This window comes from Parabacteroides caecihominis, assembly GCF_023656785.1.
In the GTDB taxonomy this organism is placed as follows: domain Bacteria; phylum Bacteroidota; class Bacteroidia; order Bacteroidales; family Tannerellaceae; genus Parabacteroides; species Parabacteroides segnis.
The window spans coordinates 39,627-63,582 of record NZ_JAMOKS010000006.1; the positions used below are offsets into that span (position 1 = coordinate 39,627).

24 protein-coding genes and 1 pseudogene are annotated in these 23,956 nt (G+C 44.1%); 17 read left to right on the plus strand and 8 right to left on the minus strand.

The genetic code is table 11. The features are described 5' to 3' along the window. Positions 1-2: 2 nt before the first annotated feature. The 3 genes and pseudogenes from miaA (at position 3) to NBH14_RS28775 (ending at position 2,527) form a co-directional block, all read left to right on the plus strand. Positions 3-908 carry a tRNA (adenosine(37)-N6)-dimethylallyltransferase MiaA gene (gene miaA / locus NBH14_RS06105; RefSeq protein WP_186958177.1) on the plus strand — a complete coding sequence of 302 codons (906 nt, stop codon included), beginning with the start codon at positions 3-5 and terminating at the stop codon, positions 906-908. 693 nt (positions 909-1,601) lie between these two features. Then, a pseudogene (locus tag NBH14_RS06110) lies at positions 1,602-2,412 on the plus strand (KilA-N domain-containing protein). Position 2,413: 1 nt separating this feature from the next. After that, on the plus strand, positions 2,414-2,527 hold the full coding sequence (locus NBH14_RS28775) for a DUF4177 domain-containing protein (RefSeq protein ID WP_350464042.1): 114 nt from the start codon (positions 2,414-2,416) through the stop codon (positions 2,525-2,527). Between the two features lie 103 nt (positions 2,528-2,630). Here the strand turns inward: NBH14_RS28775 and NBH14_RS06115 are convergent, their stop codons facing one another. Both NBH14_RS06115 and NBH14_RS06120 read right to left on the minus strand, forming a co-directional pair. Next, entirely contained in the window at positions 2,631-3,002 is a 372-nt protein-coding gene (locus NBH14_RS06115) for a DMT family protein (RefSeq protein ID WP_186958178.1), read from the minus strand. Between the two features lie 3 nt (positions 3,003-3,005). Next, positions 3,006-3,752, minus strand: coding sequence for a tRNA 2-thiocytidine biosynthesis TtcA family protein (locus NBH14_RS06120; RefSeq protein WP_186958179.1), 747 nt, complete (start codon positions 3,750-3,752; stop codon positions 3,006-3,008). A 108-nt stretch (positions 3,753-3,860) separates the two neighbouring features. Between NBH14_RS06120 and NBH14_RS06125 the strand changes: the two genes are divergently transcribed. From NBH14_RS06125 to rpiA, 5 genes are read left to right on the plus strand one after another with little or no spacing between them, the layout of a single operon-like run. Further along, positions 3,861-5,300 carry a tetratricopeptide repeat protein gene (locus NBH14_RS06125; RefSeq protein ID WP_128133657.1) on the plus strand — a complete coding sequence of 480 codons (1,440 nt, stop codon included), beginning with the start codon at positions 3,861-3,863 and terminating at the stop codon, positions 5,298-5,300. Positions 5,301-5,316: 16 nt separating this feature from the next. Beyond that, on the plus strand, positions 5,317-5,805 hold the full coding sequence (locus tag NBH14_RS06130; RefSeq protein WP_007653913.1) for an NfeD family protein: 489 nt from the start codon (positions 5,317-5,319) through the stop codon (positions 5,803-5,805). Between the two features lie 10 nt (positions 5,806-5,815). After that, positions 5,816-6,811 (plus strand): flotillin-like protein FloA, encoded by a 996-nt coding sequence (floA, locus tag NBH14_RS06135; protein WP_128133658.1) that lies wholly within the window; start codon positions 5,816-5,818, stop codon positions 6,809-6,811. 4 nt (positions 6,812-6,815) lie between these two features. Beyond that, positions 6,816-7,685, plus strand: coding sequence for a nucleoside phosphorylase (locus NBH14_RS06140; RefSeq protein WP_186958180.1), 870 nt, complete (start codon positions 6,816-6,818; stop codon positions 7,683-7,685). A gap of 10 nt (positions 7,686-7,695) precedes the next feature. After that, a complete protein-coding gene (rpiA, locus tag NBH14_RS06145) occupies positions 7,696-8,391 on the plus strand; it encodes a ribose 5-phosphate isomerase A (protein WP_186958181.1) in 696 nt (231 codons plus the stop codon). Here rpiA and NBH14_RS06150 read toward each other — a convergent pair. After that, positions 8,381-9,127, minus strand: a complete 747-nt coding sequence (locus tag NBH14_RS06150) for a nitroreductase family protein (RefSeq protein ID WP_186958182.1) — start codon at positions 9,125-9,127, stop codon at positions 8,381-8,383. The two genes, rpiA and NBH14_RS06150, sit on opposite strands and share 11 nt — an antisense overlap. Before the next feature lie 26 nt (positions 9,128-9,153). Further along, positions 9,154-10,338: an AAA family ATPase gene (locus NBH14_RS06155; RefSeq protein WP_128133662.1), complete on the minus strand. Its 1,185-nt coding sequence runs from the start codon at positions 10,336-10,338 to the stop codon at positions 9,154-9,156. Positions 10,339-10,417: 79 nt separating this feature from the next. Between NBH14_RS06155 and NBH14_RS06160 the strand changes: the two genes are divergently transcribed. Next, a complete protein-coding gene (locus NBH14_RS06160; RefSeq protein WP_128135745.1) occupies positions 10,418-11,539 on the plus strand; it encodes a DUF362 domain-containing protein in 1,122 nt (373 codons plus the stop codon). Between the two features lie 74 nt (positions 11,540-11,613). Next, positions 11,614-13,005, plus strand: a complete 1,392-nt coding sequence (mnmE, locus tag NBH14_RS06165) for a tRNA uridine-5-carboxymethylaminomethyl(34) synthesis GTPase MnmE (protein ID WP_186958378.1) — start codon at positions 11,614-11,616, stop codon at positions 13,003-13,005. 74 nt (positions 13,006-13,079) lie between these two features. On the opposite strand, the gene NBH14_RS06170 is transcribed toward mnmE, so the two are convergent. From NBH14_RS06170 to NBH14_RS06185, 4 genes are all read right to left on the minus strand, one after another. Next, a complete protein-coding gene (locus NBH14_RS06170; RefSeq protein ID WP_233567603.1) occupies positions 13,080-13,316 on the minus strand; it encodes a hypothetical protein in 237 nt (78 codons plus the stop codon). 107 nt (positions 13,317-13,423) lie between these two features. Then, positions 13,424-13,699, minus strand: coding sequence for a hypothetical protein (locus NBH14_RS06175; protein WP_186958278.1), 276 nt, complete (start codon positions 13,697-13,699; stop codon positions 13,424-13,426). A gap of 253 nt (positions 13,700-13,952) precedes the next feature. Beyond that, positions 13,953-16,022 carry a BT4734/BF3469 family protein gene (locus tag NBH14_RS06180; RefSeq protein WP_186958279.1) on the minus strand — a complete coding sequence of 690 codons (2,070 nt, stop codon included), beginning with the start codon at positions 16,020-16,022 and terminating at the stop codon, positions 13,953-13,955. Between the two features lie 161 nt (positions 16,023-16,183). Further along, complete coding sequence (locus tag NBH14_RS06185) at positions 16,184-16,624, minus strand: DUF6078 family protein (protein ID WP_128135741.1); 441 nt, start codon at positions 16,622-16,624, stop codon at positions 16,184-16,186. Between the two features lie 418 nt (positions 16,625-17,042). On the opposite strand from NBH14_RS06185, the gene NBH14_RS06190 reads away from it, so the two are divergent. The 7 genes from NBH14_RS06190 (at position 17,043) to NBH14_RS06220 (ending at position 23,914) form a co-directional block, all read left to right on the plus strand. Beyond that, the gene (locus NBH14_RS06190; RefSeq protein ID WP_186958280.1) at positions 17,043-18,074 is read left to right on the plus strand and encodes an alcohol dehydrogenase; all 1,032 of its coding nucleotides are present in this window, start codon (positions 17,043-17,045) and stop codon (positions 18,072-18,074) included. An 81-nt stretch (positions 18,075-18,155) separates the two neighbouring features. After that, complete coding sequence (locus tag NBH14_RS06195) at positions 18,156-18,962, plus strand: TrmH family RNA methyltransferase (RefSeq protein ID WP_186958281.1); 807 nt, start codon at positions 18,156-18,158, stop codon at positions 18,960-18,962. A gap of 69 nt (positions 18,963-19,031) precedes the next feature. Continuing rightward, the gene (locus NBH14_RS06200; protein WP_186958282.1) at positions 19,032-19,868 is read left to right on the plus strand and encodes an SDR family NAD(P)-dependent oxidoreductase; all 837 of its coding nucleotides are present in this window, start codon (positions 19,032-19,034) and stop codon (positions 19,866-19,868) included. Between the two features lie 70 nt (positions 19,869-19,938). After that, complete coding sequence (locus NBH14_RS06205; protein ID WP_128134589.1) at positions 19,939-20,580, plus strand: nucleotidyltransferase domain-containing protein; 642 nt, start codon at positions 19,939-19,941, stop codon at positions 20,578-20,580. A gap of 79 nt (positions 20,581-20,659) precedes the next feature. Beyond that, the gene (locus tag NBH14_RS06210) at positions 20,660-21,340 is read left to right on the plus strand and encodes a DUF4476 domain-containing protein (RefSeq protein WP_186958283.1); all 681 of its coding nucleotides are present in this window, start codon (positions 20,660-20,662) and stop codon (positions 21,338-21,340) included. Then, positions 21,337-22,962 carry an RluA family pseudouridine synthase gene (locus NBH14_RS06215; protein WP_186958284.1) on the plus strand — a complete coding sequence of 542 codons (1,626 nt, stop codon included), beginning with the start codon at positions 21,337-21,339 and terminating at the stop codon, positions 22,960-22,962. Before NBH14_RS06210 ends, NBH14_RS06215 begins: the two co-directional genes overlap by 4 nt. Positions 22,963-22,981: 19 nt before the next feature. Then, on the plus strand, positions 22,982-23,914 hold the full coding sequence (locus NBH14_RS06220; RefSeq protein WP_186958285.1) for a GNAT family N-acetyltransferase: 933 nt from the start codon (positions 22,982-22,984) through the stop codon (positions 23,912-23,914). Positions 23,915-23,956 lie beyond the last annotated feature (42 nt).

A 23,956-nucleotide genomic window follows, 5' to 3' on the forward strand; every position in this document is an offset into this window, starting at 1 on the left:
TGATGAATTCTCTTGTCATATTACTCGGGCCGACAGGAGTCGGAAAGACCGAACTGAGTTTGCGCGTAGCAGAACATTTCGGTTCGCCTATTATTTCCTCCGACTCCCGTCAGCTCTATAAAGACCTTCCTATCGGAACGGCAGCCCCCACCGCCGAACAAATGGCAAGAGTAAAACATTATATGGTCGGGACACTGGACCTGACCGATTATTACAGTGCCAGTAACTTTGAAGAAGACGTAATCTCCCTCCTGGAAACACTCCACCGCACAACTCCCACCGTTGTAATGACAGGCGGTTCCATGATGTACATCGACGCCGTATGTAAAGGCATTGACGATATTCCAACCGTCACCCCCGATATACGTGAGGCTATTTACGCCCAGTTCGAGCGTGAAGGACTGGAAAATATCCTACAGGAGTTAAAAGAATCCGACCCTGTCCATTATGAAGAAGTAGACCGGATGAACTACAAACGGGTAATCCATGCCGTCGAGATATGCCGGATGACGGGAAAGCCTTATTCTTCTTTCCGCACCAATATAAAGAAAGAACGCCCTTTCAAAATCATTAAAGTGGGACTGACACGCGACCGCGAAGAATTACGCGACCGTATCAACCGCCGTGTCGACCAGATGATGGTTGACGGCCTGCTGGAAGAAGCGCGTAAAGTCTACCCTTTCCGCCACCTGAACTCCCTCAATACGGTCGGCTATAAAGAACTGTTCAACTATTTCGACGGAGAATGGCCGCTCGACCTGGCCATAGAGAAAATAAGACGCAACTCCCGTGTCTATGCCCGCAAACAAATGACCTGGTTTAAGCGGGATGAAGAGATCAAATGGTTTCATCCGGACGAAGAAACAGAAATATTACGGTATCTGGATGGGATAATAAAAAACCAATAGCATGTTAAGGATGGAATGCTTTCTTCAAACGATTTATCAAACCAACTATCATACTATCATTTAAAATCATAAGACACTAACTACAAGACTATTACCCTATGACAGTTGTTATTATTAACTATCATATAACTATCAGGCAACTATCATAGCCTTATCCAAAAGCCCAGTGTAAGCTTCTTTTTTTGTTGAAGTATATTGTTTATTTTCAAGGAAGTAATTACTTATGTTGTTCGAGACCCGGGTCTCAAGGTTGCCAACACCCGGGTCTGAGCATCGTCAACATCCGGGTGTCAAACAGGATAAAACGGGCATCCTGACAACAATAAATAGTTGTTTCGATGAAATAAGTCTATATATTTCGGCAAAAAAGACTTTAAGGTAGAGGCTTTTTAATAGATATAGGAACGATAGTTTAGTTAAAACAATGTAAATATGATCGTTGCATGATAGATAAATGATAGTCAACAGCAACAACCATCATAGACTAACACACTCATTATACGCATATTACATCAAATTATGATAGTATGATAGTTGAATTCTAAATTAAGCCCATCCCACCCACGCAAAAGAAAGTCAGAGGGATATACTGCCTTCTACAAAACCAGGATCGAATAAAAACAAAGGTATTAAGAGATAATCATAGCTGGTTCACAGATATTTGCTAAATTTGATGGAAATAGCAACTATAATATGAATAAAATAACGGTAAAGAATACAGAAATAGTCTTTTACAAGAAAGATCAGGAGGATTATATCTCGCTAACCGACATTGCTAAAATTCGAGATGCGGAGAACCCTTCACAGATAATCAGCTTGTGGTTAAGGACTTACAGCACGATCGAATATATCGGTCTGTGGGAAATGCTGAACAATCCGAGTTTTAACCCCCACATTTATGAGGGGTTTAAAAACGAATCGGCAAAGCCTCATTTCTGGATGTCGCCTCAAAAGTGGATCAGCGAAACAAATGCCATTGGGATGACCTCAAAATCTGGACGCTATGGCGGAGGGACATATGCCCATTCTGATATTGCCTTTAAATTTGCAGCATGGATTTCGGCAGAATTTGAACTATACCGTTACGGAGTTCAAACGACTGAAAATCGAGGAGCAAAAAACGCTTGGTTGGTCTGCGAAGCGAGAATTAGCAAAAATCAATTACCACATTCATACAGACGCCATTAAGCACAATTTGATTCCTGCCGAACTCACAGCAAAACAAACTTCGATTATTTACGCTAGCGAAGCTGACGTGCTGAATATGGCACTGTTCGGAGTGACGGCAAAGGATTGGCGGGAGACTAATCCAGATCTCAAAGGCAATATCCGCGACTACGCAACGATAAATGAGTTGATTTGTCTGTCAAATATGGAAAACCTTAATGCTGTATTTATTAATGAGGGAGTTCCACAACGTGAACGACTGATAAAATTGAACAAGATTGCTATTCAACAAATGCAGGTTCTGGCAGAGGTTGAGGGAAGAAAAATGTTGAAGTAAATTGGGAACACAAGGTTGGGAGGTTATAACTATCGCTCCCGTAAAATTGTGGAAGCAAGTCGATCGTCCAGAGAATTTAGTCGCTATTTTAAAGCGTAAGTCGGTATTGATGTAAAATAGTCAAAATAACCTTCCCCATACAACGAACCCACCTTCAGAAATACATTCATCCAATGAATGAATTCCCGAGGTGGGTTCATTTTATGCCGATTACTTATTTATTTCTTAAATACCAGGTATACTGCCGCCACCAGAAATAGGCAAGCCAGCGCATGATTCCATTTAAACGATTCTCCTTTAAAGGCGATCGCACTGAAAGCCACGAATACGACAAGCGTAATAACCTCCTGTATTACTTTCAATTGTATCAGATTGAACGGTCCGCCATTCTCCCTGAATCCCATTCGGTTTGCCGGTACCTGAAAACAATATTCGAAGAAAGCGAGAAACCAACTGAATAAGATTACACCGATCAACGGCAAATGTTCGAACCAACTGAACTGCTGTTTCATCTTTAGGTGACCGTACCAGGCACATGTCATAAAAATATTTGATACGACCAATAACAGAATAGTATAAAAACCCTGCATAACTTATCTATTTTTTTGAGGAAGATAATCCTGTTGTACATTCGACATACTGTTCCAGATGCTGTAACGTGCTTCCGGATTTATAGCTTCGAGCCGGGCCAGGACCTCTTTCATATCCGAACGGCTGGAACCGGACTCATACGGACAGTTCTTTATTTGTTTACGATACCCTTTCCATTCGGCAATACGGACCAGTTCTTTTTCTTCAACCAAGCACATCGGACGGATGATCTCCATATCGAACTTATCCATCTTCAACCGCGGAGGCATAGTCCCGAAAGCCCCCTGATGGGTTATATTCATCAGTAATGTTTCGATAATATCATCCTGATGATGCCCCAGGGCGATCTTATTGCAATTATACTTCTTGGCTATATCGAACAAGGCCTTTCGCCGTGTCCAGGAACAAAGAAAACAAGGAGACTTACGTGTATCGGTAGAAGCGTCGAAACTCGTTTCGTGAATAATAAACGGCAACCCGTGTTCATCGGCACAGCTTTTCAGATACTCCGCATCCGAGCAATAAGGAATATTCGTCATCACCACATGCGCCACGACCACTTCAAAGCGGGGATTATAGATTTTTGAACGGCGTCCCAGCAGGTCGACAAGGGCCAGCGAATCCTTTCCGCCCGACAATCCGATCAGGATGCGGTCGCCATTTGCGATCAGGCTATATTCGAAAATTGCCCTCTTCACTTTCTCTTCTATTTTCCGGAACAGGAGTTCTTCTGCTGTCAGCTTTGCCATATCTACTCTAAATCGGGCACAAAAATAGATATTTATCCAATGAATTGTACGCTTAACTAAAAATATTATTATCTTTGAATCAGTATAATTATATCATAACAAGAGACAATGAGCCGGTTATCTAAAAAACTGTTTTACACAATTGGAATTACATTTCTTTGCTGCAGCCTGCAGGCACAGAGCCTGGACCAGGCCAAAAAACTATACAACGAAGGGCAATACGCTGAAGCTAAACCTGCTTTCGAAAAACTGGTGAAACAAGCTCCCAGTAACTCGTCCTATAATCATTGGTATGGTGTGTGTTGTTACGAGACCGGAGATCTGGCCGGTGCCGAAAAACATCTGAAAGTGGCAGTCAAGCGCAAAGTTCAGGACGCTTATCGCTATCTGTCGGATGTTTATTATCAGACCTACCGTTTTGATGAAGCGGCGGAAATGATGGAAGAGTACATCGACCTGCTGACTAAAAAGAAACAGGACACACAAGCATTCGAAGAAAAACTCAGCCTGGCTGAGAACGCCCACCGGATGATGGAAAAAACGGAAGATGTACAGATTATAGACAGCATCGTTGTCGACAAAGATGATTTTCTGGCAGCTTATACACTGAGCGAAGAAAGCGGCACATTGACATCTTTCAAAGATTTCTTCCAGACAAATGAACCTGTATCCTCAACGGTTTATATGAACCAGAAAGGCGACAAGATTTATTATGCCCATGCAACAGATAACGACCGATACTGTCTTTTCACCCAGTCCAGATTGATGGACAAATGGGGGGATGAAAAACAGTTGCCGATGAATATCAACAGCAATAACGACGATAATTATCCTTTCGCTTTGTCTGACGGAGTCACCATCTACTATGCCTCTCAGGGAAACGGTTCATTGGGAGGATACGACCTGTTTGTTACGCGCTACAACATCAACTCCGATACTTATCTGGCACCGGAGCAGTTAAGCATGCCTTTCAACTCACCGTTCAATGATTATATGATGGTGTATGATGAGACCAAGGAGTTGGGATGGTTCGTTTCAGACCGCTTCCAGCCCGAAGATAAAGTATGCGTTTACCTGTTCATCCCGAACAATGAACACAGCCGCGTAGAAAGTGAAGATATCGAAATGAAACGTGCCCGTGCCGCCATCACTTCCATTCAGGACTCATGGAAACCGGGAAGCGACTACAGCAATCTGGTCGAACTGGCCCATAAAGAAATACCTTACGGGGAAGCGAAAATCGAAAAAGATTTCGAGTTCGTGATAAACAACAGCCTGGTTTACTATAAACTGGACGATATCAAAAGTCCGGAAGCAAAGAGTTACTATGGAAAAGTTGTTTCACTGAACAAACAGATAAAAGAACTGAATGATAAACTGGCCGACCTCAGAGCCTCCTATTCTTCCGGGAACAGTGCAAAGAAGGAACAGTTGAAACCGGCAATTCTTGAAGCGGAAGAGCAATTGAACAGTCTGCTCGACCAGCCTGAAGAGTTGGAGAAGAAAGCTCGTAATACGGAGATAAACTATTTAAAAAGTAACAGATAATTCAACCGCGACTATTATGATCTGGGAAATAACCATTATTGTCTTTTTGATGCTGGTAGCCATCGTGCTTATCCTGCTGGAAATATTCCTTTTGCCGGGAATAACAATTGCCGGTGTCGGAGGATTTCTTTTCGCGGCATCAGGCGTCATTTATGCCTATACGGTAGGTGAAACGGCCGGACATATCACATTGTTCCTGTCATTAACAGCCTTTGCCGCCTCATTTGTATGGTTATTACGTGCCCGGTCATTCAACAAGGTCGCCCTGAAAACGGATGTCGACTCCAAACTGACTTCAAGCCGTGACCTGGGCATCGAACCGGGTGACGAAGGTATCACCCTTTCACGCCTTGCCCCTATCGGCAAAGCACGTATCAAGGGCATCACCGTCGAGGCGAAGTCGATGGATGAATTGATAGACGAAAACACGCCGGTCGAAGTACTGCGTGTCGACGGTTATAACGTATTGGTTAAGAGAAAAGAACAAACAGATATTCACGCTTAATTAAATTTATATGGAAGAATTGAACTATTTGCCTTTTATCCTACTGGGTGCAGCGGTATTGCTGCTGGCAATTTTCTTTTACTATGTGCCGTTCCTGCTATGGATCTCGGCCAAAGTATCGGGTGTAAACATCTCGCTGATACAGCTGTTTTTGATGCGTATCCGTAATGTACCTCCTTATGTTATCGCCCGTGCCATGATCGAAGCACACAAAGCCGGTCTGAAGTCGCTGACCCGTGATGAACTGGAAGCACACTATCTGGCAGGCGGACATGTTGAGAAAGTGGTTCATGCACTGGTATCTGCCTCCAAAGCAAATATAGACCTGCCTTTCCAGATGGCAACCGCTATCGACCTGGCAGGCCGTGACGTATTCGAAGCCGTCCAGATGTCGGTTAACCCGAAAGTGATCGATACTCCTCCTGTAACTGCCGTTGCGAAAGATGGTATCCAGCTGATTGCCAAAGCCCGTGTAACCGTTCGTGCCAGCATCAAACAGTTGGTCGGTGGTGCCGGTGAAGAGACCATCCTTGCCCGTGTCGGTGAAGGTATCGTATCATCCATCGGTTCATCCGAAAGCCATAAAACAGTATTGGAAAACCCGGATTCAATCTCCAAGCTGGTACTCCGCAAGGGGCTTGATGCCGGTACGGCTTTTGAAATCCTGTCCATCGATATTGCGGATATCGACATAGGTAAGAACATCGGTGCATTCCTTCAGATGGACCAGGCACAGGCCGATAAGAACATCGCCCAGGCTAAAGCCGAAGAACGCCGTGCAATGGCTGTTGCCCTGGAACAGGAAATGAAAGCAAAAGCTCAGGAAGCCCGCGCCAAAGTGATCGAAGCAGAGGCAGAAGTTCCGAAAGCAATGGCAGAAGCCTTCCGCTCCGGAAACATGGGTATCATGGATTATTATAAGATGAAGAACATTGATGCCGATACATCTATGCGTGAAGCAATAGCCAGACCGACCAGTGCTCCTTCAAAACCGCTTAAAGACTAATCAGATGAGAGTAATTCCCGAATCCGAATTAATTATAAATGCAGATGGAAGCGTATTCCATCTGCATCTTAAGCCGGAACAGCTGGCAGACAGAGTAGTCCTGGTAGGCGACCCCGACCGGGTGTCAACCGTTGCCTCTTACTTCGACACACAAGAATGCGAAGTATCCAGCCGGGAGTTTCACACTATAACTGGTACCTATAAAGGAAAACGTATCACAGTTGTATCCCACGGCATCGGAACGGACAATATAGATATTGTACTGAACGAACTGGATGCACTGGCTAATATCGACTTCTCCACCCGTACCGTAAAACCGGCATTCAAACAATTGACTTTGGTTCGTGTCGGGACATCGGGAGGTCTGCAACCGTTTGTTCCTGTCGGCACGTATGTTGCTGCTGAAAAATCTATCGGTTTCGACGGTGTCATTTACTTCTATGCAAATACCGAACGTGTCAGGGATATAGCTTTTGAGACTGCCTTGAAGGAACAATTGGACTGGAAACTGTCCGGCCTTTCTCCTTATGTTGTACCTGCCGATCATTCCCTGATCGAACAAATCACCGGAAACGATATTATCCGTGGCGTGACGATAGCTGCAAACGGATTTTATGGACCGCAGGGCCGTGAACTCCGTCTGCCTCTCGCCGACCCCAAATTGAATGAAAAGATTGAAGCATTCAATTATAATGGAAGACAAATCACGAACTTCGAGATGGAAAGTTCTTCGCTTGCCGGTCTTGCCGCCCTGATGGGACATCGCGCCATGACAGTTTGCTGCATCATTGCCGGCCGGGTAGACAAGAACATGAACACCAATTATAAAGGGTCATTAACCGGATTGATTGAAACGGTATTGGAACGCATCTGATCAACACATTATGAACTGGGAGAAAACAATCATCGATTCGTTGGAATGGGGTAAAGAGATTTCCAACCGGGAAGAAAAACAAAAAGTAGCCGACAAGATCGCCTCTATGGTAAAAGACGGCGACATTATCGGCGTAGGTTCAGGATCAACAGCTTATCTGGCATTATTAAAAATAGCCGACCGTATCCGGACCGAACAGTTACATATCCACGCCATTCCTACTTCCCAGGAGATAAAAATGGCTTGTGCCAAACTCGGTATCCCCCAGACAAGCCTGCTTGAACACAAACCGAACTGGACTTTTGACGGGGCGGACGAAATCGATCCCAATCATAATATGATCAAAGGACGTGGCGGTGCCATGTTCAAAGAAAAACTATTGATTAGTTCCAGCCCGCAAACCTTCATTATAGCTGATCCTTCCAAAATGGTTTCGAAGTTGGGTTCACGTTTTCCCGTTCCGGTAGAAATCTTTCCGGATGCATTGATACATGCAGACCAGGCTCTCCGGTCATTAAGTCCGGTTGACATAAAACTCCGGATGGCACAAGGCAAGGACGGTCCGATAATCACCGAAAACGGGAATCTGATACTCGATGTATGGTTCGACAATATACCCGACAATCTGGAGAATGCAATCAAGTCCATCACTGGTGTGATAGAAAGCGGACTTTTTATGCATTATGAGGTAAAGATCATTTCATAAATCCCTGATCTTTTAAAACCTTTAACAGTACTTCGGAGAAATACTCATTATTCTTTTTCGTATAACGAACATCGGTAAACACCTGTGCCAATGTTTCCTTATTGTTCTCCTTCACAAACTGTTTATTGACTTCCAGTGCTTCCTTTTCACCATATAATTCGTCTATCATATCCGGAGTATAATCTACATAAGTCTCCTGATGAACCGCGGCAGCCAAAGGGAGTCGTTCCACCTGTTCCGGCAGCGGCATAGCCGGATAACCGACAGTTACAGTAACGATAGGCACTACCAAACGAGGCAAAGACAAGACTTCGATAATTTTATCAGCATTATAGGCAGTCGTTCCCAAATAGCAGATACCCAAACCTTTCTCTTCAGCTGCATCACAGAAAGCCTGTGCAAACAGCATCGCATCAATTGTAGAAGCAATGAAAGTCTGCAAATTATCAAACCCGGCTTCCGCTTTCCGTTGTTCCGCCCATTTCACAAAACGGTTGGCATCGGCACAGAAAGTCAACACAACCGGAGCCATCGTAATCATTGGCTGATTAAAATGAGCCGGAGCCAGTTTCTCCTTATTGGACTGGTCACGGGTAACAACCACACTGTATAACTGCATATTACCGGTATTGGAAGCACGGGCTGCCACTTCCAGCAATTCATTCAACAACTCTTCGGGAATATCCTGCTCTGTATATTTACGGATAGTCCTACGATTTTTCATTATATCTGTCATATCTATACTTTATTATAAGAAGTCCATCAATAACAAAGTCCCAACAACCAGATCGGGAGTTTGTTGTTCTGACTTTTGGGTTGACCGTAGATAGCAGCAAAAGCATTATCCAACTCTTTGATCCGATCATAATCCATCAACGGATCGCCAACCATGAAAATATATTTGTCGTTTATCAGAAAGTCATTATTCTCAAACAACTCAACCGTTGCAAAATTCGATAACTGGTCGACAAAGAAAGTCTCTCCCAATACCACACGGTCATTCACATCCTCTTCGAAAGCCATCAATAAATTGGTATTACCTATATAAGTTTTTTGAAGACGACTCTGAGTCTGCTTTTTAGACTGGTAATATCTTATGCAAACCGCATCCGTCAGATAATCAAAATACCGCTTGACATCTGTCCGCTCCAACTTCAACTGAGTAGCCAAGTCGGCAACGTCAGCCACATCGGGTATCTGGCCGGAAATAGACATCATTAACCTTTTAATATCCTTCAATTCTCGATATTCCAACGGATAAAGAGGCGGCAGATCAACATCGACCATCTCTCTCACCCGATCCTGCAAACGGAATGGAAAAGCATCCGGATCATCCCAATAAAACGGATAACAACCATGTTCCAGATAGTTACGGAAGATAGGGGCTACGACAATCTGGTCGTTCACATTCCTCGATATTTCCACATGGTTTTCCAGCAAATCATCCAGAGAAACCGGAGGCAAATCCAAGACACATTCATACGAAAGGTATTCCCTGAACGACATGGTAGCCAATGTATAACAAGACACTTGGTTCTTAAATCCTTTCTTCACCTTTGAAACCGGAAGTAACGAAGAAGAAGCAAAAACAATATTCAGATTCGGACAACGATCCAACAACTTCCTGGTCTCAGTCATCCAATCGGCATAACGATGCACGCTGTCCAAAAACAGGTGTGTACCTCCCTCCTTATAGAACTGCATAGCCACGTTGACCATTTTCTCCCGTTGAAAAAGAATGCTGTCCAGATTCAAATACAAGGCTTTATCCGAATCATCGAAAGCCTGTTTTATCCGTTGCAGCAGCAAGGTTGTTTTCCCGACACCTTGCGAGCCAAAAATTCCAATCAGACGATCATCCCACTGTATCTGTTTATAAAGATATCGCTGAAAATTGCATCTTATCCCCTTCAGTAATTGCTGATGGTTTACTTGGTATATGTCCATAAACTAAACTATTTGATACAAATGTAATACATTATGATAAATAAACATGTAAATTTGCATGACAAAAACCAATAAGAGAATGGACAAATCAAAAGTTTACTTTACCAATCTTCGCACAACTCCATCCAGTAACTTGCTGGATAAAATGGAGCGTCTTGTTAAGCGCGCCGGCATTACAAACATTGATTTTAAGAATCAGTTTGTAGCAATTAAGATTCATTTCGGAGAACCGGGGAACCTGGCTTACATCCGCCCCAATTATGCCGCCCGCATGGCGACTTTGCTTCGTTCATTAGGAGCAAAACCCTTTCTTACAGATTGTAACACATTATATTCCGGCCGCCGCTCGAATGCCGTAGATCATCTGGAGAGCGCCATGGAAAATGGTTTCAACCCTATCTCAGCCAAATGTGAAGTGATTATCGCAGACGGACTGAAAGGAACGGATTACCGCGAAATAGAAATAAACGGTGAATATTGCAAAGCTCCAAAGATCGGAGCTGCCATTGTCGATGCAGATATTGTACTGACCATGAACCACTTCAAAGGACATGAACAGACAGGCTTCGGCGGTGCTTTGAAAAACCTGGGCATGGGTTGCGCCAGTGTCGGAGGTAAGCTGGAATTACATTCTGCCTCCCAACCGATCATAGACCGCGAAAACTGTAAAAGTTGTAATATCTGTGTAAAACATTGCGCTCATGACGCCATTCACCTGGATGGCAACAAAATAGCAACAATCGACTATGAGAAATGTGTCGGTTGCGGCCAGTGTGTTGCCCTTTGTCAATATGACGCAGCAGTCATGGGTGATGGAGACACGTCAGAGCGACTCAACTATAAAATTGCCGAATATTCAAAAGCAGTACTACTCGATAAACCGAATTTCCATATCAGTTTTATCATGAATGTCTCTCCCGAATGCGATTGCTGGAATCATAATGATGCCGCCATCGTACCCGACTTGGGTATCGCCGCATCATTCGACCCGGTTGCTTTGGATAAAGCCTGTGCCGATATAGTCATCAACGCTCCGATCCTGGAGACTGGTAACCGCCTTTCGGACTCGCCTCATCACGACCATTTGGAAGGATGCGACAAATTCCACATCATGCACCCGGAAACCAACTGGCAGGCCGGACTGGAACATGCCGAAAAAATCGGACTGGGAACTCAGGAATATGAACTAATAACCGTATAACTTAGCTGACAGTTGACAGTTTTGTCACTGGTATCTCTGTCAACTGTCAACTGTCAACTGTCAACTAATATATGATTAATCAAGAAACAATCTGTGCCGTATCGACAGCCCCCGGAGCCGGTGGCGTAGCTGTTATTCGTGTATCCGGCACTGAGGCTATAACAATTTGTGACACAATCTTCACTCCTAAGATAGAGGGAAAGAATCTTCAGAACCAGAAAGCCTATACCTTACGCTACGGTAGTATCCGCCGCGGGGAAGAGTTGATCGACGATGTACTTATCGCCCTTTTCCGCGCCCCTCATTCATTTACAGGAGAAGACACTGTCGAGATTACTTGTCACGGTTCGGTTTATATCCAGCAACAGATCCTTCAGCTACTGATTGAAAAGGGATGCCGTTCTGCACTCCCCGGAGAATATACACAACGTGCTTTCCTGAATGGAAAGATGGACCTGAGCCAGGCGGAAGCTGTAGCCGACCTGATCGCATCCACATCAGCCGGTATGCACAAACTGGCTATAAACCAGATGCGCGGCGGTTTCAGTAATGAATTGACCAAACTACGCAGTCAACTACTCGATTTCACTTCATTGATCGAGCTGGAGCTTGATTTCAGCGAAGAAGACGTCGAGTTCGCCGACCGCACCAATCTGAAGCAACTGGCAACTGGCATCGAACAACTGATCCGCAAACTGGCTGATTCATTCAGTGTCGGAAACGCCATCAAAAACGGTATTCCGGTTGCTATTATCGGAGAGACAAACGCCGGTAAATCAACCTTGCTCAATTTACTCGTCGGCGAGGAACGTGCCATCGTTTCCGATATCCACGGAACAACCCGCGATGTGATAGAAGATACAATCAATCTCTCGGGAGTGACTTTCCGCTTTATCGACACGGCCGGAATCCGCGAAACCAACGATACCATTGAAAGCCTTGGTATCGAACGTACTTTTCAAAAGCTCCGCCAGGCATCCATTGTTCTTTGGGTGATCGACCTGAACACTCCGGCGGAACAGATTGAAGAACTGGCTAAAGTGATTATCCCTAAAGCAGAAGACAAAAAGGTGATCCTTGTTTTCAACAAATCCGACTTGCTTTCGTCTGACGAGCTAAAGATCAAGCAGCAATTGCTCTGCAATATACTTGCTGACCGTATATATATTTCCGCCAAACGACAGGAAAATACCGAAGTACTCAAGCAGCATCTGATCCAGGTCGCCGCTTTACCCGAAGTATCTCAAAACGACATCATCGTCACAAACATCCGCCACTACGAAGCCCTAACAAAAGCCCACGAAGCCATCCTCCGTGTAATCAACGGACTAGAAATGAATATCTCCGGTGACTTCCTAAGCCAGGATATCAGGGAATGCATGCATTATCTGGGGGAGATTACGGGACAGATTAGTAATGATGAGATATTGGGGAATATTTTCGGGAAGTTTTGCATCGGGAAATAAGTAATGATTTGTTTCAGAGGGTCATTCAAAACATCTTCCCCTCTGCACGAAAGCGCAAAAGGGAAGATATTCAATTACTTTCTCATCAATTTCTCAACTCCTTGCCAATCATATCCCCAGTAAACTTTACCGTCACCGGCAAAGCTCCAAACATTCATCACTTCACGAAGCCTGTAAGGAAGTTCCTTACCCTCACGAATATACTGTTTGGATTTACTACGAAAAAGACGATTGCACATTTGCTTGTCCTTCTTTTGCGATTTACAACACGCAATAGTACTGGCAGGAGTTTTTTTTCTACTTCTACTCATTTGTTTGTAAGATCTTTAAGCCAATAATAATGCATGGCTCTATTAAACACTTACAAACCGTCAAGAATTGTTTTACCTTTCAACATCATATTTCTTTTCATTAAACATTAATCTTCTGATTCTTTGATGATACGCAAAGTTTCTTTCTTATATTCCTTGCGGTCATACTCCGCTCCTCTACACATCCAACAACTACACGGAGTTCCCGTAGTTTTATAAACCTGCGCCCATTTATCCTTTGCCAATTCAAACCAATGAGGATGTTCATAACAGCTACCATCTTCACGGATAATGCAATGTCCATAAGCGGCATAAAGAATCATACGAACCCTAAACACACGTGCCATTTGCCGGCATCTCCAAAATTTTGTTCTTTTGTCCATCGTCTCTTTGTATTAAAGTTAGGATGAACAATGATATTGCTTTCGTGAGACTTAATGTATCCATAATCAGTATTCAATTTTATCGTAAGTGCAATATTACAGAAAATATCGGAAATCATATCAAAAGAGACGTAATAAAAATATTCTACCACATCTACCATTCCTCACCCAAACTCTCATCAACAAAGCATTTCCCCAATGGTGGCAGATAAAAAAATATCTACCACCATCAACTCATATCTACCACTATTCCCTACTTTTCAACCACCAAATACAACCGTCCCCTACTCGCCAGCTGCGTCATTAACCCCAGTTTCTTCAGGAAGCGGCCGAAGACGGAAACATTACTCATCGGAAGTTTTACTCCGCTCTTTTTCTGCAACGAGAGGTAAATTTCTCCGGCAGAAGCCTTTACACCTTCTTCCTTATGTAGGGCCGGACGATAATATTGAAAGAACAGATCCTCAAACAAAGGACGCTGTTGAAACTCTTCATTCGCCTGCATCTGCAACGCTTCTTCTTCGTGCGTCAGCCAGTAACGTTCGTTATTATTCAGAGCGGTCACAGCTTGCGCGTAGAGTTGGGTATACTCGACCGGCTGTGCATTGTCTATCATCCCCTTCACCTCAATGCAGATGAAACGACGGCTACCGGAAGGATCACCCAATAAATCCGTATGGTTGCTCGTGGCAATAAACGAAGCATAACGCTTCACCGACTCCACCTGTGTGGCATAAGGCTTGCGCAGATTGACTACCGGCTTCTGCAACAGATGCTTCAAGAAGCCTTGATGCTTGACGCTCACCTGGTCGAACTCATCCATATTTATCAAGCCAAAACGGGTAAGATACAATTCGGCATCCCGTTTTTTGCTGAAATCGATACTGTCCGTGTAATACTTATTCAAATCCGGAGGTAACAGATTGAAACAGAAAGTGGACTTTCCGCATCCCTGTCCGCCCACCAACAAAGGAGAGAGACTGTTGCCGTGCTGTTTGTCACGCCCCTGCCAGTGCGCCACCATAGACAGAAACCAGGTGTAAAACAACTGTTCCCACCGCACATTGTCGCACGGAATGCGTGCAGCCAGCGGACGGATACGGTCCTTGCCGTCCCACGCGGGTAAACGGGCCAGATAATCTTCGATGGGCGTATAATCCGGGACACGGTCCGAAAAGACAAAACGCCGTACATCCCTGTCCCACAACTGCAAACCTTCCTTTTGAGCATTCAGAGCAATACTGTTCAGTACGCGGTCCGTCACCGGACGATAGTCGAAACAGAATGTATTTTTCTCCCGATATTCCGGTCCGCCGGACATCAGATTGTAACGAAAATCATAACGGCGATTCATAAACTCTTCCATTTTCAACGCTTGTAACTGCTCAGGTTTATGAAGCGGTGTACTGCCAAAATCCGAACCGGGGGCTAACTGGTAAGCATGGCCCAACGTCTCCCGTATCTCCACCTCCGAAATCAGATTCCCCCAATAGAGCAACGTCCACTTCACACAATCTTCCTCCTCCACCCCGGCTGCAAAACAGAGTTTACCGAGCGTGACCAACATAGGTTTGAAATCCACCTTCAGATCCAAATCACCATACTCCTCCAGGGCCCGTTGTAAAGCAAATTCATATTGAATGGCAACATAACGATATTGCTCATAAAGCGTCTTCCCGGCACTCTCGACCGGCATCCGTTTTTCAAATCGTTCCTGATAGGCACTTTCTTCAGGCATGGCGACAGGCTGCTCCAGATGAATGGCAAGCGCATCGGGATTGTAAAACACATCGGCATCAAAACTAAGGCGACACCCCTGTTCCAGTGCCGGGCGGTTCAGTTCGATGGGATAAGAAAGGCGCGGTTCATACGTTTTGAGAGCATGCCGGTAAGCGTGCGCATGAAAAATTTCGGCATCGGTCCGCAAACGCGGAAGCGACCCGTCGGGATAGGTATAAGCCACCACAAACTTCACACTCCGTCCACTGGAACCGATCATAGCGAACAAGGTCTGCGGATATTCAACGATTTTCCGTTTCAAGTCCAAAGCTTCGTCCATGCTCTTCAACCGATTGATTTCCAGCAATACCCAACCATTATACTCCTTCAATTCGCCTTTCCGGAAAGTCCCGGCAAAGAGTAACTGAGGTAATTTCCGGGTAAACGAATAACGCCTGTCGGGATAGGCCCGCCTCAGCCTTTCACGAAAGAGCATAAGTTTCTCCCTCGTCTGTTCGTCCTTTATCCATGCTACAATTTCCTCCATGCCCATCGCCCGTTGCACAACACGATCCCGATAGACTGTCTGCTTGGTTATCTTCATTTTATATGTTGTTTGAGAGAATTACTAACTGACATTGATTTGTTTTTCTGATGAAAAAACTTTAGTTTATTGCTGTGAAAACTTTAGTTTCTTCAGCAGGAAACAAAATTTTTGTCAGCAGAAAACCATTGTTTCCACCAGAAGAAACTTTTTGTACCTCCCTATCCCTTTGTCCATCGGTAGCCTGTCTTCCAGGAATCAAAGGTTGGTTCTTCCTCCACCCCGTTATTAAGAAAAACTTGTTGGATATAATGCTGGTCTTCGGGCGAAAAGATTCTTTCTTTGCGCTTAAACTGATAAAACTTATTCTTACCGTACGTCATCAGCAAGCGTTGCTTGATGCACTTCGCCTCCTTATAAGGAATCCGGTCTAACAGGTGATCCATGCCGACGGCATATTGCACGGGAGTATCCGCCATAAAGGCCTTACAATCTCCATCGGAATTGGTACATGCCGGATTCACAACAGAGATCGACCAATGTGTATCGGGAATAAAACGGACAATCTGGTGCCGCAAACAGTGGTCCGCGCTTTTGCAGTTTCCGTTAAAACAATGTGCAAAACCTGTCGGGACCATAGCGTAATCGAGCTTTTCTATCATATTTGCTTTTGTTTTGAATGTCTTCCAAATATAACACATATCCTTCCCAAAAGCAAATAAAATATGTATAAAAACAGGTATATAGTGGTAGATATTGAAGAATAGTTGTAGATTATTTTCCATCTACAATCACTGCATAATACATTTATTTATAAAGCTCATAGAATATAATTGTAGATACTGTAGATATTATAACAAACTAAAATACATAAAAGCAATAAAGATAAATCAAGAAAACATTTCACTATCCTATTTCAACATCTCAAGAGGAATAATCATCTCCTTTTACCTTTTTATAGCAGATTGTTTTATATCTTTGTTACAGAAGACACCCCAGCTTGGAAGTCTTATTTCAAAATCAGATTAGAACTGAATGAACAGATTGTACTGAAAATCCAATTGCTCTATAAATAAAACTATGCTTGCATACACATATATTGAACAAGGTAAATTTGAATTACGAGACAAACCGGAACCCAAAATTACGGATACACGGGATGCAATCGTACGTGTGACTCTTGGCAGCATCTGCACCAGCGACCTGCATATCAAGCACGGTAGTGTACCGCGTGCAGTACCCGGAACAACAGTCGGACATGAGATGGTAGGTGTCGTGGAAAAAGTGGGAACAGATGTCACATCAGTCAGACCCGGCGACAGAGTGACTGTGAATGTCGAGACTTTCTGCGGGGAGTGTTTCTTTTGTCACCACGGATATGTCAATAACTGTACCGATCCCAACGGTGGTTGGGCCTTAGGTTGCCGTATCGACGGCGGGCAGGCGGAATATGTCAGAGTACCCTATGCCGATCAAGGACTGAACCGTATCCCCGGCACAGTCAGTGATGAACAGGCTCTATTTGTCGGTGATGTACTTGCCACTGGTTTCTGGGCAACTCGTATCTCAGAGATTACAGAGAAAGACACTGTCCTCATCATTGGTGCCGGTCCTACCGGTATTTGCACTTTGCTCTGCTCAATACTGAAGAATCCGAAGCGTATCATTGTCTGTGAAAAGTCTCCTGAAAGGATTCAGTTTGTCCGTGAACATTATCCCGATGTATTGATAACGACACCTGATAACTGCAAAGAATTTGTACTCAAAAACAGTGATCACGGCGGAGCTGATGTTGTTTTGGAAGTGGCAGGGACTGAAGATAGCTTCCGGATGGCATGGGAGTGCGCTCGTCCCAATGCGATAGTCACTATTGTGGCTCTTTACGACAAACCTCTGCTTTTCCCTTTACCTGATATGTATGGTAAGAATTTGATTTTCAAAACAGGTGGAGTAGACGGCTGTGACTGTGCAGAGATTCTAAGACTGATTGAGGAAGGTAAGATAGATACCACTCCTCTTATCACCCATCGCTTTCCGTTGAACGAGATAGAGGAGGCATATCGTGTTTTCGAAAACAAACTGGACGGTGTCATCAAAGTAGCTATTTATTAAAGACTTGTTTAATGCCTGTTAAAACGACCTGTTATATGAATAAAACGATTGTGTGTCTAACCGAAAGTTATAAATAAGAATATGCCTGTTATCGAAATATCCTCTTTATCTCATCCCGGAGTTGAGATGTTCTGTACCCTCACCGAAGCTCAGTTGCGCAACCGTATCGAGCCTGATAAGGGTATTTTCATCGTAGAAAGTCCAAAGGTTATCACAAGAGCTTTGGACGCAGGCTTTGAACCTTTAGCCATTTTGTGTGAGCATAAACATATCACAGGAGATGCTTCCGAGATCATTGAACGCTGTGGTAATCTGCCTGTCTATACAGGTAGCAGAGAACTACTTGCTACATTGACCGGCTATGTTCTGACACGAGGTGTTCTTTGTGCCATGCGTCGCCCTGCGGTACGCAGTATGGAAGAGGTATGCCGGGAAGCCCGACGCATCGTCGTTATCGACGGAGTTGTTGATACAACCAATATCGGTGCCATTTTCCGTTCGGCAGCTGCCTTTGGAATCGATGCCGTATTACTGACGCGTAACTCTTGTGACCCGTTGAACCGCCGTGCAGTCAGAGTATCGATGGGAACAGTCTTTCTTGTACCATGGACCTGGATGGATGGTTCTCTCAGTGACTTGGGCAAGTTGGGATTTCGTACTGTAGCCATGGCGCTCACGGACAACTCTATTTCCATTGATGATCCGGTCCTGGCAACCGAACCCCAGCTGGCTATCGTAATGGGTACCGAGGGAGACGGACTTCCACCGGAAACAATTGCCGAAGCTGACTACGTAGTCCGTATCCCTATGTCGCACGGTGTCGATTCACTCAACGTAGCCGCTGCGGCTGCCGTAGCTTTCTGGCAGCTTCGTGCTCCACGAATATAGTCACACAAACTTAAATAATTCATCCAATTACGACATAATATAAAGACAGATCATAAAAAACTAAACATCATGGCAGATAACTATCTGGAAAGAAAATATCAGGAATATCAGTCTCAAAAATCTTCCGCTACAAAGAGCGGCTACGGCAAGAAAAAAACAACTCCAACCCACAAGATGCGCAGAGTCTTCGTGACAGGAGGCGCTGACGGTATCGGAAAAACAATTGTCAAGGCGTTCCGTATGGCCGGGCACCGTGTAGCTTTTTGTGGCCGGAATGAAGAATCAGGAAAAGAAACAGCCGAAAAAACCGGTACCACTTTTTATCACGTAGATATCAATAATAAAGAAGCTCTTGAAAACTGTATGCGCCATATCCTGGAAGATTGGGGCGACCTGGATATCATCATCAACAATGCCGGCATCAGTAAATTCGCCTCTCTCACAGAAACCAGCGTGGAAGATTTCGACCAGACTTTATCAGCAAACCTGAGACCGGCATTTATTACCTCCCGTCTGCTCGCTATTCACCGTCAATCACAAACGACACCCAACCCGTACGGCCGGATTATCAACATATCGTCCACTCATTACGCAACAAACAGACTTAGCAGTGAAGCATATGCTGCATCTAAAAGTGGCATATGCTCATTAACACAGACACTTGCCATGTCTTTATCACCTTGTCATACAACGGTTAACTCCATTATTCCAGGTTGGATACAAGCAGACGATTACGACCAGATCGACCCGGAAACCCATCCCATACCCTTTTCCGGACGAATGGGAAAACCGGAAGATATAACCCGTATCTGCCTGTTCCTTTGTCAGGAAGAAAATGATTTCATTAACGGTGAAAACATAACAATTGACGGGGGGACAGCTAGCAGACTCCACGACCATCATTGAAAAACAACAACTTTAAACGATTATTCTTTTAAAAGATTGTACCTTTGCCCCAACATAAAATTATATCATTATGAGACTGACACGCAAACAGACAATCTGCGATATTCCTATCCTGAAAATCAGGGATTATTTTGACCACATCAGACCCGCTCTGATATCTCCGGAGATGATAAGCGAGCAATTCGACCTCAACAAAGAGAAAACGAAAGAGCTTATCGATGTCTTATTATCCGAAGGATATATCGAATCAGCCAAGAAGAAAGGGAAGTATCAACTGACCATTAAAGGTCAAGCCCTTTGTGTAGCCCGGTATACCAATCCACTCAACAAGGAAAAGGCCGATAAACTATTTCAGGAATTCATGGAACGGGTCGAAGAGATCAACAGTAATGAGTTTTACCTGTATAGAGTCTCCAAAATCGTTTTATTCGGCAGTTATATTGATCCTGAAAAAACAGATTATTCAGACATCGACATTGCGTTTGAACTCTCCCGCAAGGCCAAAAGCCATGAGGAATTCATGGAAATGGACGAGCAAAGAATTAAGGAAGCAGAACTCGCCGGAAAATCTTTCCCTTCCTTCTTCGATCAAATCGGATACACGGAACGCGTCGTACTGCTCAAGATGAAGAACAAATGCCGGTATATCAGCCTGCATCGTATGTATGACGGAATATTGAATATTACGAAAACCAAACAAGTTTATCCCTAAAGAGTAGTCATAATCTGATATTCCTTTATATATTTGTTTTCTACAAACAAACAATATACATATATAAAGTTCGAAGATCATGAAAACAAAAACATTCATAGCACTTGCACTGATCATCAGTTCCATATCCTTTTGTAGTTGCGGAAGTTACATGACCGGCAAAAGTGCTATCATGAAGGTTGAAAAAGGGATGGCTAAAAAAGAAGTCGTCAGTTTGCTCGGTGAACCCGACTTTCGCCGGTTCGATGAACAAGTTGAAGAATGGGAATACAAGAAAACAAATCCGCTGACAGCGGAAACAACCATCATCATAGTCAACTTTATCAACGAAAGGGTGAGCAATATGAACTCATTCGACGGTGATAATTATCCGGTAAACCCTCCGGTCGCCATTTATCCTCCCGGTGATATCGATTATGGAAAACATCCCTATCCATCCCGCCCGGATGACCACAGAAGACCATCCAGGGCTATAAACGAAAAAGACTTTCAGCAATTATACAACAAGGTCAAACAGAAACCGTTTAAAGACGACCAGCTGGAACTTCTTGAAATGGGGGTTACCAATAAAAATTTCACCTGTAAACAGTGCATACGCCTCATGTCCATCTACACTTTCGATGATGATAAACTGGAAGTATTGGAAATAGTGGCCCCGCATATCGTCGATTCCGAGAATTACGAAGACATCATCAAGTCGCTGAGCTTTCTTTCCAGTGAAGAAAAAGCGAATAAAATATTGCGCCGATCCCAGAAATGAACAAGTTCCATCAGTTACCTTTTCCGGCTACGCATTTTCATTTGCCGGAAAAGTTTACTTATCCATTCCATTACACACCTCATCCTTTATGCGTAGCGGCAGCAGCCGAGGTACAAAAATATCTGCAAAACAAGGATGAATGGAAAAGTGATCTGGAGCAGGGGAAGATGTTCGGTGTCCTGATCGTACAAACCCAGACAGGAGAGACCGGCTATCTGGCCGCTTTTTCCGGTATTCTGGCGGGAAAAAATCTGCATGATTATTTCGTCCCTCCCATTTACGACCTTCAACAACCGAACGGTTTCTTCCGGATCGAAGAAGATCAGATATCTGCTATCAACGCTCGCATCAAAAAGGCCCAGACGGATAAAAACTATCTGGCAACCAAGACACTACTGGCAGAAACAATCGACCAGGCAGAAAAAGCAATCAATACAGCCAAAGAAGAGCTGAAAGAGGCCCAACAAAGACGAGAAGAAAGGCGCAAGCATACCTCCAATGAAAACGAACTGGCAAACATGGTACGTGAAAGCCAGTTTCAAAAGGCCGAATTAAAACGGCTAAAAAAACAATGGGATGAACGTATTTCCGCCATACGATCTGAAGCGAAGAAATTAGACCAGGCGATAGAGCAGCTGAAAACAGAACGCAAAACCCGCTCAGCCGCTCTCCAGCAACAACTTTTCGAGCAGTTTCGGATACTAAATGGGAAGGGGGAGACGAAAAACTTATGTGAAATTTTCAAAGAGACTACACAACAGGTCCCTCCTGCCGGAGCCGGAGAATGTGCAGCACCCAAATTGCTACAATATGCCTACCTCCATGACCTGAAACCTGTTGCTATGGCAGAGTTCTGGTGGGGCAATTCGCCTAAAAGAGAAATACGCCATCATGGATATTTCTATCCGGCTTGCAAAGGGAAATGCGAACCGATTTTAAAGCACATGCTGCAAGGATTGAATATAGAAGAAAACCCGCTACTAAACGACTTGCATCGTGACACGGAACTCGAAATCCTGTTCGAAGATAACTGGCTGGTAGCAATTAACAAACCTGTCGGAATGTTATCTGTTCCGGGCAAAGCGGATATAGACTCTGTCTACCATCGACTAAAAGCACGTTATCCCGAAGCAACAGGACCTATGATAGTACACCGCTTGGATATGGCAACCTCCGGTATATTACTGGTTGCCAAAACAAAAGAAGTACATCAGAACTTACAGGCACAGTTCAAAAGCCGAATGGTAAAAAAGCGTTATGCCGCGTTGCTTGACGGAACAGTCATACCCAAAGAAGGCATTATCGACCTTCCCCTCTGCCTCGACCCTATGGATCGTCCCCGGCAGATTGTGAGTACGGAACATGGCAAACCAGCCATTACCCAATATAAGGTTCTTGCCCACAACGGGAATCGGACACGCATTGCTTTCTATCCGCTTACAGGACGGACGCACCAGTTGCGTGTACATGCTTCCCACCCACTAGGCCTCAATGCTCCTATTATCGGTGACGAATTATATGGCAAAGGAGCCGACCGCCTTTACCTGCATGCGGAGTTCCTTGAATTCCGGCATCCGGTATCAGACCAAATCATCCGGATAGAAAAAAAAGCCGGATTTTAAATTCTAAAACAGGACAATCATGAAAGAAAAGCAACAACAAACAATGTATGAAGCTACTTCCATTAGAGATTACGACGAACTAATCCAGCTATGGGAAGCATCTGTACGCAGCACTCATCATTTCCTGACGGAAGATGATATCCAATATTACAAACCTCTGATAAGAAACGAATATTTCCGTGCAGTAGAACTCTACATTATAAGAGACAGAAAAACAGAGCAAATCACCGCCTTTATGGGATTAAGCGACGAACTGATCGAAATGCTTTTTGTTCATCCTGCACAGCAAGGAAAAGGCTTGGGAAAAACATTGCTTGAATATGCCATACGGGAAAAGAAGATGCAGAAGGTAGATGTAAACGAGCAAAATACCCAAGCCCTGCATTTTTACCAGAACAGAGGATTCGAAGTTATAGCGCGGGATGCTATCGACGGACAGGGAAAAGCTTATCCAATCCTGCATATGCAGTTAAAACCGGTCCGCCTGAGAAAAGCTGAAGCAGGCGATCTTCCGGAACTTCACTCCGTCTTCGAGCTGAGTGTAAGAAATAATTGTAAAAAAGATTATACGCCCAAACAAATCGAAGCTTGGGTACAACGTGCCTCTCCCGAACGTTGGCAGGAATTATTCACAAGCGGCCTGCAATTTATCGTTGCAGAAGAAACAAAATCTTTCCGGATAACAGGATTCACTTCTTTTAATAGCCAAGGATATTTACACAGTATGTTCATACTACCCCAATTCTGTGGTAAAGGTATTGCCACCATGTTATTGGATTTTGCAGAAGATTTTGCACGAAACAATCATATACCCAACCTCTTTTCAGAAGTGAGTATTACCGCCCGTCCTTTTTTCGAAAAACGAGGGTTCATTGTAGAACAGGAACAGCTTGTCAAAGTAAATAATGTTGAAATGAGCAATTTCCGGATGCGGAAGTCCTTATATATATAATGTACGTATAAAGGATATCAAAAAAGAGGTAAATCAGAAATG